General features: G+C 35.6%; 14 protein-coding genes, 2 tRNA genes and 1 pseudogene. 15 read left to right on the top strand and 2 right to left on the bottom strand.

Going from position 1 to position 12,432, the window contains the following annotated elements:
• Positions 1-57: 57 nt before the first annotated feature.
• From mnmE to AB6N09_RS00190, 14 genes and pseudogenes are all read left to right on the top strand, one after another.
• Positions 58-1,386 carry a tRNA uridine-5-carboxymethylaminomethyl(34) synthesis GTPase MnmE gene (mnmE, locus tag AB6N09_RS00255; RefSeq protein WP_411130971.1) on the top strand — a complete coding sequence of 443 codons (1,329 nt, stop codon included), beginning with the start codon at positions 58-60 and terminating at the stop codon, positions 1,384-1,386.
• A gap of 47 nt (positions 1,387-1,433) precedes the next feature.
• Positions 1,434-1,521 (top strand) — tRNA-Ser (locus tag AB6N09_RS00250).
• A gap of 254 nt (positions 1,522-1,775) precedes the next feature.
• Positions 1,776-2,087, top strand: a complete 312-nt coding sequence (locus tag AB6N09_RS00245; RefSeq protein WP_411130970.1) for a hypothetical protein — start codon at positions 1,776-1,778, stop codon at positions 2,085-2,087.
• The gene (locus AB6N09_RS00240) at positions 2,084-2,689 is read left to right on the top strand and encodes a hypothetical protein (protein ID WP_411130969.1); all 606 of its coding nucleotides are present in this window, start codon (positions 2,084-2,086) and stop codon (positions 2,687-2,689) included. Before AB6N09_RS00245 ends, AB6N09_RS00240 begins: the two co-directional genes overlap by 4 nt.
• A gap of 66 nt (positions 2,690-2,755) precedes the next feature.
• Complete coding sequence (locus AB6N09_RS00235; RefSeq protein ID WP_411130968.1) at positions 2,756-3,430, top strand: NB-ARC domain-containing protein; 675 nt, start codon at positions 2,756-2,758, stop codon at positions 3,428-3,430.
• Positions 3,418-4,140, top strand: coding sequence for an ankyrin repeat domain-containing protein (locus tag AB6N09_RS00230; RefSeq protein WP_411130967.1), 723 nt, complete (start codon positions 3,418-3,420; stop codon positions 4,138-4,140). Before AB6N09_RS00235 ends, AB6N09_RS00230 begins: the two co-directional genes overlap by 13 nt.
• Before the next feature lie 99 nt (positions 4,141-4,239).
• The gene (rplU, locus tag AB6N09_RS00225) at positions 4,240-4,542 is read left to right on the top strand and encodes a 50S ribosomal protein L21 (protein WP_411130966.1); all 303 of its coding nucleotides are present in this window, start codon (positions 4,240-4,242) and stop codon (positions 4,540-4,542) included.
• Positions 4,543-4,552: 10 nt separating this feature from the next.
• The gene (rpmA, locus tag AB6N09_RS00220) at positions 4,553-4,822 is read left to right on the top strand and encodes a 50S ribosomal protein L27 (RefSeq protein ID WP_041045731.1); all 270 of its coding nucleotides are present in this window, start codon (positions 4,553-4,555) and stop codon (positions 4,820-4,822) included.
• A tRNA-Ile gene (locus AB6N09_RS00215) sits at positions 4,823-4,899 on the top strand.
• A gap of 64 nt (positions 4,900-4,963) precedes the next feature.
• A complete protein-coding gene (gene metK, locus AB6N09_RS00210; RefSeq protein ID WP_411130965.1) occupies positions 4,964-6,136 on the top strand; it encodes a methionine adenosyltransferase in 1,173 nt (390 codons plus the stop codon).
• A 117-nt stretch (positions 6,137-6,253) separates the two neighbouring features.
• Positions 6,254-6,940, top strand: coding sequence for a TenA family protein (locus AB6N09_RS00205; protein WP_411130964.1), 687 nt, complete (start codon positions 6,254-6,256; stop codon positions 6,938-6,940).
• Positions 6,941-7,029: 89 nt separating this feature from the next.
• A complete protein-coding gene (locus AB6N09_RS00200; protein WP_411130963.1) occupies positions 7,030-7,638 on the top strand; it encodes a TenA family protein in 609 nt (202 codons plus the stop codon).
• 47 nt (positions 7,639-7,685) lie between these two features.
• Positions 7,686-8,513, top strand: a complete 828-nt coding sequence (locus AB6N09_RS00195) for a cytochrome c oxidase subunit 3 (RefSeq protein ID WP_411130962.1) — start codon at positions 7,686-7,688, stop codon at positions 8,511-8,513.
• A 60-nt stretch (positions 8,514-8,573) separates the two neighbouring features.
• Positions 8,574-9,003, top strand: a pseudogene (locus AB6N09_RS00190) (crossover junction endodeoxyribonuclease RuvC).
• Between the two features lie 81 nt (positions 9,004-9,084).
• Here the strand turns inward: AB6N09_RS00190 and ligA are convergent.
• The gene (gene ligA, locus AB6N09_RS00185; RefSeq protein WP_411130961.1) at positions 9,085-11,121 is read right to left on the bottom strand and encodes an NAD-dependent DNA ligase LigA; all 2,037 of its coding nucleotides are present in this window, start codon (positions 11,119-11,121) and stop codon (positions 9,085-9,087) included.
• A gap of 220 nt (positions 11,122-11,341) precedes the next feature.
• Between ligA and surE the strand changes: the two genes are divergently transcribed.
• Complete coding sequence (gene surE / locus AB6N09_RS00180; RefSeq protein ID WP_411130960.1) at positions 11,342-12,085, top strand: 5'/3'-nucleotidase SurE; 744 nt, start codon at positions 11,342-11,344, stop codon at positions 12,083-12,085.
• 127 nt (positions 12,086-12,212) lie between these two features.
• Here surE and AB6N09_RS00175 read toward each other — a convergent pair whose 3' ends face one another.
• Complete coding sequence (locus AB6N09_RS00175; RefSeq protein WP_411130959.1) at positions 12,213-12,371, bottom strand: hypothetical protein; 159 nt, start codon at positions 12,369-12,371, stop codon at positions 12,213-12,215.
• Between the last annotated feature and the right edge of the window lie 61 nt (positions 12,372-12,432).

Below are 12,432 nucleotides of genomic sequence, written 5' to 3'. Positions count from 1 at the left end.
AATTAGGTGTTTTGGTTTCTTAAGTGTAGCATTGCTAAGGAATAAACTGGTTTATGTATGACAAGCACAGGTGAAACTATTTTCGCTTTATCAACTGTATTTGGTAAGTCAGGAGTTGCAATAATCAGGATTTCAGGTAGCCACGCGCTTAAGGCTTTAAATCATTTTCATATTAAAAAAGACATCAAACCTAGATTTGCTACTTTAGTTGATCTATATGATGATTCAGGTCAATTGATTGACAATGGAATAGTCATTTATTTTCCTACTCCAAACAGCTTTACCGGCGAAGATGTTATAGAATTGCAAGTGCATGGAAGCAAAGCAGTTATAAAGATTATCTTGGAGGAATTATCAAAAGTCTTTGTCATGGCTAAGCCTGGGGAATTCTCACTTAGAGCCTTTCTAAATGGCAAGTTTGACCTGACGCAGATAGAAGGAATTGCAGACTTGATTGATGCCGAGACAAAAATGCAAGCTAAACAAGCAATCAGGCAGATGTCAGGAGAATTGGAGAGACTATACAGTGGTTGGAGACAGAAATTGATAGCAATGCAATCTAGAATTGAAGCATATATAGATTTTCCAGAGAATGTTGCAACAGAAAGAAACGAGCTGGAAAAAGTCAATAACGAAGTGCAAGTTCTCGTGCAGTCAATACAAGAGCACCTAAATGATAATAGACGTGGTGAAAGATTGCGTGAAGGTTTACATATTGTGATAACTGGTGAGCCAAATGCTGGTAAATCAACGCTATTTAATTTTCTTGCCAAACGCGATATCGCTATTGTTTCTGAATATGTAGGCACAACAAGGGATGTACTTGAAGCTCATATTGACATCTCCGGATATCCGATCATTCTTTGTGATACTGCTGGAATTCGTGAGAGCTTAGATCCGGTAGAATCAGAAGGCATAAGTCGTGCAAAAAAAAAGTCTTGTGAAGCTGATTTAAGAATAGAATTATTTCCTTTTAAACAGCGTCACAATATCAATTGCAGTGTTACAAATAGTGACACCATTTACGTGCTGAGCAAAGCTGACGATACCACCGATAATCACAATATAAAAATTAACAACATAGATTTTTTACCTATTTCTATTTTGAAAGGAATAGGCACAGAGAGGCTAATCTCTGTGATTAAAGAAAAAGTAGAGGAAAAATTTGGCTGCAATAGAGACGCTCCTTTGATTACTCGGCAAAGACATAGAAATTACATGCAGAGAGCTATAGAACATTTACGGCGTTTTAATATAGACAGTCCAATTGAACTAATATCCGAAGACTTAAGGCTTGCAGCAATTGAACTTGGTGCGATAACTGGGGTTATTAATGTTGAAGAAGTATTGGATAATATATTCAATAACTTCTGTGTGGGCAAGTGAAATTTTTATAGATTGCTTGAAATCAAATGTTGTGATAAAAAAGAAGTGGACGGATGGCCGAGTGGTTTAAGGCACCAGTCTTGAAAACTGACGTACGCGATGAGCGTACCATGGGTTCGAATCCCATTCCGTCCGTATACTGTTTAACATAACTCAAGTCCAACCTATTAGCCCATTTTGTCGAATGTGTGTGTGCCTTTTTCTTGGTAGGGTCAATTCGGTATTTATGGACGACCTCTGCCTGAAGCGTTTAATACGACTTGAGAGGATTTGTCTTGACAGCATACCTTGCAAATGTTTCCAGGTCTATGGTATGGTATCTGTGTATCATGGTTTATTACTTTTTTACTATTTATCGGTACTATTTTTAAAATTATGTGAGGTTAAGGGTGTTTAGAAGATCGTCCTGCTCAGTGGTTAAATTCACCTTTCCTGGTATTATGTACCAATTGAGATGGCTAGCGCTGTTTTCTAAACGTGCAGTAGATAGGGAATATTCTTTTCACCTATTCACAGAGAAGGAGTCAGATAAGGATTTTGATGATACTGTTCTTTGTTATGAACAAGGCGGAAAAGTAGTACATAGATTTATACAAATCAAGCATGAGGAGGACAGACACAGAAAAATCAGCATAGGTAACTTATTAACGCGAGGAAAGGATAGTGCGTTTGGCTTAATAAATACCTCATTGCTTATTTGAAGATCAAAAGTAATGGAGAGTTTGAGGGTAAAATAGAAGATTTTGTTATTGTTACAAACGCTGATTTTGACTTCGCAGATTCGACACAACACAGAGTGAGAAAACTGAGAATGATGTCGAGTGGAAAGAATAAAGGAAAAGAAATTCCAGTTATAAGGGTAGATACACAAGATGAGTTTCTGGATGTAGGTAATGGCACAAGATATAAATTTGATAGTAGTATTATCTCGTACTTGCAGAAAAATAAGGATTTTATAAAGCACGAGATAGGTAGAGAAGTCAGCGATGAAGAAATAGAAGACTTTTTAAATAAATTAGTATTTGCAGTCAATTTGCCAAGCGGAACTGAACTGCGTGAGATCATTAAAAGTGAGTTTTGCAAGGAATTCAGCAATACCGATGTGAAGCACTTCTGCAGCCGTTACAAGGAAGAAGTACCGAAGTTGATGGAAGAAAAAGGAGAAAGATTTCTATCATACAAGCAAGCGAAAGCGCTACTTGAAGAAATAAGAGAAGAAATTTTAGGAGCAGTTTGGTTTGATGTTAGAGGTCCAGTAAGACTATTTACAGGAAGAAAAAAAGGAATTAGGAATGCTACATAAACCAATACAACGCAATCCCAAGGGTACTGTAATTTCATACATAACATCTATTAGTGGTCCTGGGGGATGGGGAAAAGCCAGTTAGCTAGAAAATATGCTTGTAAATATAGAAAAGACTATGATGGCAATATTATATGGATAAACGCTAAAAACTTTAAAACTATAAAAGATTCTTTCTTAATGTTAGCTATAAATAGATTAGGTATTTCTCCTAAAGATAAACACGGAGGGGACAAGACGATAGAAGCTATTGTTGAAGAAATATATACTTTCTTTGCAAGAAGTAGGGGTCTATTCATTTTCGATAACGTTCAAGAGTACAAGAAGATAAGTAAGTTTTTGCCGTTTTTGTCTCCTGATCTTAACAAGCCTTATATTTTAATTACCTCGCATGATCGAGAACTGGAAAAGGGAATAGACGTTATAAAGCTAGGAGAATTGGAGCAAGGAGACGCTGTAGAGTTTGTTAAAAAAGGATTTAATATACCGAAAAAAGGTAGATCGCAAGATCGTGGGATAAAAAATTTGGTGAGAAGGCTGCAACGCTTTCCTTTAGCTATACAACAAGCAATATCTTATATCGAGGATCAGAGGATAACAGAGAAGTTTAAAATTAGTGATTATCTAAAAGAGTATGAAAAGAAAGCTAAGAAGTTATTTAAGTCTGAAATATTTCAAGGAATTATAATGACTATACTAAAACAACTTTTACAGCTTTTGAAGTCACGATGGATAAAATAAGAGGTGATAAGCAATACGGACCATTAGCTTCAGAGATTTTAGATGTTTTGGCTTACTTTGCACCTGATAAAATCGCTAGAGAAATCTTCTTAAATTCTGCAAGTGATTATAAGAAAAAGCAGTTAAAGCCTGCCATTCGTTTACTTGTGAGATATTCCATGGTGGATGGTGAGCAAAACCAAAGTGTATTGAATATTCATAGGTTAGTACAGAAAGTAACAAGATTAAAGTTGCGAGAGAAAGGCAAAAGAGAAAAAGTTCTCAGAAAGGCTCTAGGATTGATAAACAGTGGTAATGTGGCGCAAAACAGTGCAAGTCATGCTACGTCTATTTGGAGATATGTAAGCAAACACGATAAGTTAATTGATGACTTTTATTTTGATTCTACTTACGGCAAATACAGTAGTACACCATTACATTTGCTTACGGAAAATGGTAATTATAAAGCAATTAAGGCCATACTAATACATATGGAAGGAAAATATTCAGACAAATTTAGAGGAGTTATTAATGCTAAATGTGAGTATAGCGTTACTCCATTACATTTAGCTGCTATGAATGGAAAGGTTGATGTAGCAAAAATATTACTCAAACACAGCGCAGACGTTAACGCTGAAAACAATGAAGGCAGGACAGCATTGTATTATGCTGTTAAATATAACCACCAAAAGCTTGTAGAGTTGCTTTTAACCCATGCCCGTGTCTGCTGAAAGTGTTTAATGCAGCTTGAGAGGAGGAAAATTATTTGTCTTGACAGCATATATGACATCCTTTACGATTAAAGTTAACAGTGAAAGTGTATATTTGTTATGTTTGCGGTGATTGAAACAGGTGGAAAACAGTATCTAGTAAAAAAAGGTAGTGTAATAAAAGTAGAAAAACTAGAAGCTGAGAAAGGAAAGGAGGTAGAGATCGATAAGGTAGTTTGCCTTTCAGACAACGGGTTATCTTATTCACCTAACGCTACTGTCAAAGCTGAAGTGCTTGAACAATGCAGAGGGGAGAAAATTATAATTTTTAAAAAGAAGAGAAGAAAGAATTACCGTAGAAAAACTGGTCATAGGCAATATATAACTGTACTTCGTATCAATGAAATTAATCTTCAAAAGTAAGTGGTAAGATATGGCAACTAAAAAATCGGGCGGTAGTTCCTGTAATGGTAGAGATTCCGCAGGTCGTAGGTTAGGAATAAAAAAGAACGGAAAAGTTATTCCTGGTAACATAATTGTTCGTCAAAGAGGAACAAAATTTCACCCTGGAAGGAATGTTGGTATGGGTAAAGATCACACAATTTTTGCCAAGATAGAAGGCTGGGTTAAATTTAGAAAGTCAGTAAATAAAAAGACTTTTATTGATATTTTGCCTGCGGATAATATACAAGTTTCAGCTTAGGGGTCTGTAGCTCAGGTGGTTAGAGCGCACGCCTGATAAGCGTGAGGTCGGAGGTTCAACTCTTCCCAGGCCCACCATCTAGTAATTACTAAATAGATTTTCTATAACAACTTTAACATTGTATGAGCAGAAGCCTAAAGCATGAGTTTATATAAAGTTTTAATCACCAGTGAATCAGTTGCAGCTGGTCATCCAGATAAAGTAGCGGATCAAATTTCAGATGCAATACTTGATGAATACCTTTTTACTGATCCTTCCTCGCGAACCGCAACAGAGACTTTAGTTACTAAAGATAACGTTATTATAGCGGGAGAAGTGTTTGGGCCTAACATCGCAAATAGCAGAATTGAAAATATTGTGAGAGATACAATAAAAGATATTGGTTACGAATGCGATGGTTTCCACTGGAGAAAAGTGAAAGTAAATATATTGCTGCATGAACAATCAAATGACATTGCAATAGGGGTAGATCAAGGTGCTGGAGATCAGGGCATAATGTATGGTTATGCAACGACAGAGACAAAAAGTCTAATGCCGGCGCCCATTTTTTATGCGCACTTGATTTTAAGGAATATCATGAGTGTAGCTAAAGAAGCAAAACTTGGTCCAGATGCAAAATCGCAAATCACCCTGGCGTATGAGAATAACCTGCCAGTATGCGCTGAAAGTATTATCGTTTCAATACAGCACCATGAAAATCTGGATCAATTAAAGGTAAAAGAAATAATTTACCCTTGCATAGTTTCATCTTTACCTAAAGGGTGGATGTGTTCTGAGGAAAACCTCTTGGTCAATCCAACTGGTAGGTTTGTTGTTGGTGGACCAGTTGGTGATTGTGGATTAACCGGACGAAAAATCATGGTTGATACTTATGGAGGATATATTCCGCATGGTGGGGGAGCGTTTTCTGGAAAAGACGCAACAAAGGTTGATAGGTCTGCAGCTTATATGGCAAGATATCTTGCTAAAAATATTGTCTTTGCAGGTTTAGCCAAGCGCTGCCTTGTGCAGCTTTCTTATGCAATTGGTGTGTCAAAACCTACCTCATTCTACATTGATACATTTGGTACAAATATGGTAGATGAGAAGAGGATTAAAAAGCTTATCGAAGATAACATAGATTTATCAACTAAAGGTATCATCAAACATTTATTGCTTAACCGTCCTATATATAAACGTACAGCCTGTTATGGACACTTTGGCAAGAAATCAGAAGAAGATGGTGGATTCTCTTGGGAAAACATAGATTTGTCTAATATTCTTTGTAGGGAGTTTAATATGGGGAACAATAAAAAAATTTCTTTAGATTGCTAAAGTTTTTGATTTATAGCTTAATACTGATATACTAACCTATTGTTAAAGTATAATTAGCTTTTCATAATAATTATATTATACTAGTGATAATTTTCATATTTATGTGGAGCTCACAAAATGTGTAACAAAATAAAAGAGAAATTCTACGATATAGCTGTAAGAGAATCTTCTGATCTTGTTGAAAAAATAAAAGAACATCCTTTTAATGTTGAGTTAATGAACAGTACGCTAGATTATGAAAAATTTAAATTTTATCTTCAGCAGGATTTTTTATATTTACTAGACTGCACTCGTGCTTTGTTGGTTATTGCAGCTAAAGTGAATGACGTTGAAATAATGAATAGTTTAATCAATGTAGCAAGGGGAACATTTGATGTTCGAAAACAATATAAAAAATATTTTGAAGATTGTGATTTATCCGATAATCACAAGAAATCAAGGACTTGTTCTGCCTTTACTGACTTTTTCATGTGTGCTGCATACCATAATTCTGTTGCTGAAGCTTTAGCAGCGTCCTACCCTTGCTTCAACATATACCAAATCGTTGTGCATCATATGATGAACAAGGTAACACCTAGGGAGGTTAAAAACAACAAGTACGAAGGATGGATCAACATTTATAATAGCAAAACAATGAATGCTGCAATTGATGAGGTCACCAATATTACAAATAAGCTATATAAAGAAGCTGGTGAATATGAGAAGAAAAAAATGCGTGAGTTTTTTAAGAGAGGGCTGGAGCTAGAGTTAGTGTTTTGGGATGAGGTGTATTACTTTAATATACCTATGGTAAAAGCCTGTTAGTCGAAAGTTGCTCACATCTTGGTCTTGATGGTATTATAGTGTTCAGCGGCATAATTAAGAATTATTATGGATCAAATCTTTTAAAGAACGTGATTGAACATCCTTTTAATGCTGAATTGGCAAATAATACTCTAAGCATAGAGAGCTTCAAATTCTATATTCAACAAGATGCCTTATTCTTAAATGATTATATTCGTACCGTTTTAATCACTGCATCCAAAGTAGAAAATTGTAACAATATTACTCCACTCATAGAAGTGGCTCAGGGCGCAATGGCCATTATGAGAGTTTTATATAACCACTACTTTGCTGTGTATTCCATAAATCGTGGAGAAAAGTCCCTTGAATGCTTCAATTTCACTAATTTTCTTTTGTCTACCTCATATAACGACACTTATGAAGCTATAGCAATTTTATACTCCTGCCATTTTATATATAAGGTTGTTATTGATAGCATGAAGAGTAAGATTAAGAAAAATAACAGATATAAAGATTGGTTTGATTTTTATTGCGGTAGTTTAGTAGAGTCTGGGTGCATCGCTTTAGAGAGTATTGTTGATGAATATTGCCAAAAAGTAGGGGGAAATGAAAGGAGCAGAATGCTTGAATTATTTGGAATCAGTGCACAATTTGAGTTGGACTTTTGGAACAGTGCGTATAATGTTTCAAAATTCAATCAAGTGCCTAAGGAACATTGACAATTTTGAGCTAATTTATATGCTTAATACGTATTTTTGAAGGTGATATGAAAAGTAAAGAACATGATTTTCATTTAGTGGATCCAAGTCCTTGGCCAATTGTTATATCAGCGACAATTCTTATTCTTGCGCTTGGGTTAGTTGGCACCCTCCATAAACAGATTTTTGGAATACTTAGTTTAATTTTAGGAATTTCTGCGGTATCGGGAGTGTTATTTTATTGGTGGAGGGATGTGATAAAAGAAGCCATTTATGATAAATGCCATACTGCCATTGTAAAAAATGGACTTAAGGTTGCAATGTACTTATTTATCCTTTCAGAAGTTGTATTTTTTATAGCGTTGTTTTGTTCATTCTTTAAAGCCTGGCTTGACCCAGTTTTTTCATTTGAAGCATTTTCTCCTACAAAAAGGGTTGAATGGCCTCCTGAGGGAATTTTGCCACCTGATCCGTGGTCATTACCGTTTATGAACACGTTAATATTATTGCTTTCTGGTACAACTATTAACTGGGCACATCACTCTCTACTCGAAAATGATAAAAAGAGCATGATTAAAATGCTATCAACAACTATATTGCTTGGGGTATTTTTTATAATGGTGCAAGCTATGGAGTATCATGAGGCGAGTTTTTCTCTACAAGAAACAGGAGAAAAGCTGATCTATGCGTCCAATTTTTATATGATTACCGGGTTTCATTGCGCACACGTTATAATAGGGATAATATTTTTGTCAGTATGTTTGTTCAGGACTCGAAAAGATCAATTTACACCTCAAGACCATTTATGCTTTGAATTTGCTTCCTGGTATTGGCACTTTGTAGATGTGGTCTGGATATTTTTGTTTGTATTTATTTATTGGCTGAGTGTTTTTTAGGCGGTTAAAATAATAGGTCTCGATCCTGGAATAAATAAAACCGGATGGGCTATTATCAATATGAGTGAGAAAAGTAATATTGAGTTTCTGGAAAGTGGGACCATATCAACTGACAGTAAACTCAGCATGGGTGAACCTCTGCACATAATTTTCGGACAGTAAAAAAAAGTAATTTCTTTGTATTCTCCAAGTGAAGCTGCGGTGGAGAAAGTTTTCGTTAATAAGAATCCTAAATCTTCGCTAACTTTAGGATATGCGAGAGGGGTCGTGATTTTATCGTTGGAGATAGAAGGGTTAACTATAAATGAATATGATGCAAGCTATGTAAAGAAAAGCATTACTAGAAATGGCCATGCTGAAAAAGATCAAGTTATATTTATGGTGAAACAGATAGTTAAAAATTTAGATATAAATATGTCACCATGCTGCTGATGCTCTTGCTATGGCAATTTGCCATGCTCATATGAAAGGTTCATGTTTTATGGGATAGTTTTTGTGCAGCGGAATGGTAGAATGAGATAGACAAGGTGTCCTAAAAGGCATCTCAAAGGTACGTTCATTCAGACACTTCCTAATTTATCATTTTGTGCCACTGATCTTCATCTAAAATTTCTATGCCTAATTCTACTGCTTTTTTATATTTGGATCCTGGATCTTCTCCTGCAATTAGATAGTCAGTTTTAGCAGAAAGATTTGAGCTGATTTTTGCTCCTAGAGCCTTGGCTCTTACTTTTGCCTCTCCTCTACTCAGAGTAAGTAGTTTGCCGGTAAACACTATAACTTTATTATTCAAAATAGAATCGCTATAGTTGGAGCTGACAGGCGGAATTTGAAGACATGCGGTAAGATCATTTAACATTTTGATGTTATATTCCTTAGAAAAAAATGATTCCAAAGATTTAGCCGCTTTGTCTCCTATGCCATCTATACCTACTAGCTCATCACTAAAAGATTTGGCTGCTTTCTTCTCTGTACCATCTATGCTCATCTCAGCATCATTTGATAACAGTTTGATCATCGAGCTATACCAGTTATCATAAGAGACATAATAATTTGCAAGCAATGCTGCTGCAACTTGGCCAATGAATCTAATACCCAAAGAAAATATAAACCTATCTAGAGTTATTGCCTTTCTACTTTGTATAGCATTTAATAAATTAGTTATTGATTTCTCGCCCCAGCCAGACTGTTCTACAAGATTAAATTCATTTAATTTTTCTTCTAAGGTAAAAATATCTGGGATTTGCTTTACCAAACCAAGGTCATAAAAAAACTTTACCTGCTTTTCACCAAGGCCAACAATGTCAAATGCATCTTTTGATACAAAATGCTTCAGTTTTTCTATTATTTGAGCTCTGCATGTAAATTCCTCAGGGCACCTTATTGCCGCCCCCTCAATCTGTACTTCACTACCGCATTCAGGGCATACTTCAGGAAATACAAATTCAGGTGCATCCGTATGACGAGAGCCTTTATCTACTCTAACAATCTGAGGAATCACATCTCCTGCCCTTTTGATTGTTACAACATCTCCTTCCCTTATATCTTTACGTTTTATCTCATCTTGGTTATGCAGGCTTGCTCTACTAACTAGCACTCCGCCAATATTGACTGGCACTAAATCTGCAACAGGAGTTAAAACCCCTGTTCTACCTACTTGTATAAATATCTTGTTTAGCTTTGTCTTTGCATAAACCGCAGAAAATTTGTACGCAAGTGCTGAACGTGGTGCTTTATGAGTGCTTCCTAGACGATTTTGCAGCATCAAATCATTGACTTTGTAGACTATTCCATCAATATCATAATCCAAGTTATAGCGACGATCATAGATCTCGTTATAGAACTTCAGCATTCCATTCAAACTGCTTGTTAAGAACCGATGCTCATTTACGCAAAAGCCAAGTTCCTCAAGTCTCTCTAGTACTTCACTTTGGCTTTTTTCCGTTCCACCAATCAAAGAATAAGCAAAATATCTAAGTGGTCTACTTGCCGTAACATTCGCATCCAACTGCTTCAGAGAACCAGCAGCCGCATTTCTAGGATTGGCAAACTCATTGTTTTCATTTAATTTTAAAAAGTCGCTGTTGCTAATATATATTTCTCCTCTTACTTCTAACCTTCCTTGCACACCTTGCAAAAATTTAGGGAAGCCTTTTATTGTTGCTACATTGTAGGTGACATCTTCTCCTACAAAACCGTCGCCTCGAGTTGCAGCTTTAACAAACCTTCCATCCTCATAAATTGCAGAAAACGACAGCCCATCAATTTTTAGCTCACATAATATTTCTATTTCATCCTCAATTAAAAACCTCTTTACTTTAGATAAAAACCTCTCTACACCTTCTTCATCATAAGCATTTTCAAGAGAAAGCATGGGTTCCTGATGTTCCACTTTGGAAAATCTCTCATCGGGTGCAGCACCAACACTATCTTGTGTTGCATGAATTTCGGGAAGTTGTTCCTTTATCTCAGTTAACTTTTGCTTTAGCTCATCATATTTAGCATCAGTGATTTCTGGCTTATTTTTTTTGTGGTATAAGACATCATGATAATCTATCTGCATTTGCAATTTAGCAAGTTCTTGTCTCAAATTTTCCAAATTAGTCATATACAATTATCTCCCAACACTGGAATTAGTGCAAAAATATGGAATCATATTAATTTTTTCGTCAAGCTATGAATTTTCATGAATTTAATGCATAGTAGAGGTAAAGTACTAGAAAGCCAACAGAAGCTGCAGATGATTGAAAGTAGGTAGGAGCGATATATTTATTTGCAACCAGTAGCTAGAATTACTTATTATAACTTTGGAGTATATAAAATTTCATATGGTAATATTGATAACAAATGATGATGGTTTTGAAAGTGAAGGAATAAAATTACTCAAAAAGATTGGACAAAATTTTGCATCAGAAATATGGGTAGTGGCACCAGATACTGACAGAAGTGGAGCAGCAAGATCTCTTGACTACCCAATAAGTCAATCTATTAGAGTAAACCAACATGGTAAAAAGGAATTCAGTGTATCTGGTACTCCTGCAGATTGTGTTATTATTGCGCTGAATAAGATCATGGATAAAAAGCCAGATTTAATATTATCTGGAGTAAATATTGGATCAAACGTTGGAGACGATGTTTGTTACTCAGGAACAATTGGTGCTGTTATGGAAGGCGCTGCAAGATCTATACCTTCTATTGCGCTAAGCCAAGTATATCATAACGTGATAAACTGGCACAATACAAAGGTTTTTGCACCAAAGGTTATTGCTAAACTAGTTGAAATTGGCTGGCCTAAAAATATAGCGATGAGTGTAAATCTTCCTGCTGTGGAAAAAGTAAAAGGAATAGAGTTTGTTGAGCAAGGTGAATATAACATTGATGTAGATTTAACCTTTACTGAAAATTCAGATGGCTCTTTAAGTTTAAACTGGTCTCGAGAACACTCAGGTAGTGGTAGTGTAGGTAAAATCAAAGAAGGATTTATCACTATCACACCAATAAAATTAGATTTTACAGATTATGATACGTTGAATGCTATGAAAAATTCTCACGCAGACAAATTTTTTCCATAGTTAATTGAAAAAACGTTTGCAAATCTTTTATTAGCCGAATAATATGTGGCTGTTAGACATAATACCTCTCGTTTCGCACCTTTTTAGGTGCGAATTAAGGTTGTGTTTAGGTTCAAAACTTTGGTATCTATTTAGGAACGTAGTTAACTTGCAAATATTGAAGCAAAGTGGTGTCTTCCAAGTAGCCCTTTCTCCTGTCATCCCAATACTCTCTTCTTGTCATCCCAGTGCTCCGACACTGGGATCCAGCATCTCCATAATCATCAAAAACGTCGTATTTTATCATAAAACAGCTACTTTTATACTCACCAACTTAATAAAATTCCTGGATGCCAGTGTCAAGCACT

It is taken from the genome of Wolbachia endosymbiont of Tettigetta isshikii (assembly GCF_041154185.1).
Taxonomy (GTDB): domain Bacteria; phylum Pseudomonadota; class Alphaproteobacteria; order Rickettsiales; family Anaplasmataceae; genus Wolbachia.
The sequence above is the reverse complement of the archived record's forward strand: the minus strand, read 5'-3'. Positions and strand labels throughout refer to the sequence as shown.

Excerpts from the sequence above, each read along its gene's own strand:
- ligA (WP_411130961.1), bottom strand. The coding sequence starts at position 11,121 with ATGACTAATTTGGAAAATTTGAGACAAGAACTTGCTAAATTGCAAATG.
- AB6N09_RS00230 (WP_411130967.1), top strand. The coding sequence starts at position 3,418 with ATGGATAAAATAAGAGGTGATAAGCAATACGGACCATTAGCTTCAGAG.
- surE (WP_411130960.1), top strand. The coding sequence starts at position 11,342 with ATGGTAATATTGATAACAAATGATGATGGTTTTGAAAGTGAAGGAATA.
- rplU (WP_411130966.1), top strand. The coding sequence starts at position 4,240 with ATGTTTGCGGTGATTGAAACAGGTGGAAAACAGTATCTAGTAAAAAAA.
- AB6N09_RS00175 (WP_411130959.1), bottom strand. The coding sequence starts at position 12,371 with ATGATAAAATACGACGTTTTTGATGATTATGGAGATGCTGGATCCCAG.
- AB6N09_RS00235 (WP_411130968.1), top strand. The coding sequence starts at position 2,756 with ATGGGGAAAAGCCAGTTAGCTAGAAAATATGCTTGTAAATATAGAAAA.
- AB6N09_RS00205 (WP_411130964.1), top strand. The coding sequence starts at position 6,254 with ATGTGTAACAAAATAAAAGAGAAATTCTACGATATAGCTGTAAGAGAA.
- mnmE (WP_411130971.1), top strand. The coding sequence starts at position 58 with ATGACAAGCACAGGTGAAACTATTTTCGCTTTATCAACTGTATTTGGT.
- rpmA (WP_041045731.1), top strand. The coding sequence starts at position 4,553 with ATGGCAACTAAAAAATCGGGCGGTAGTTCCTGTAATGGTAGAGATTCC.
- AB6N09_RS00195 (WP_411130962.1), top strand. The coding sequence starts at position 7,686 with ATGAAAAGTAAAGAACATGATTTTCATTTAGTGGATCCAAGTCCTTGG.
- metK (WP_411130965.1), top strand. The coding sequence starts at position 4,964 with ATGAGTTTATATAAAGTTTTAATCACCAGTGAATCAGTTGCAGCTGGT.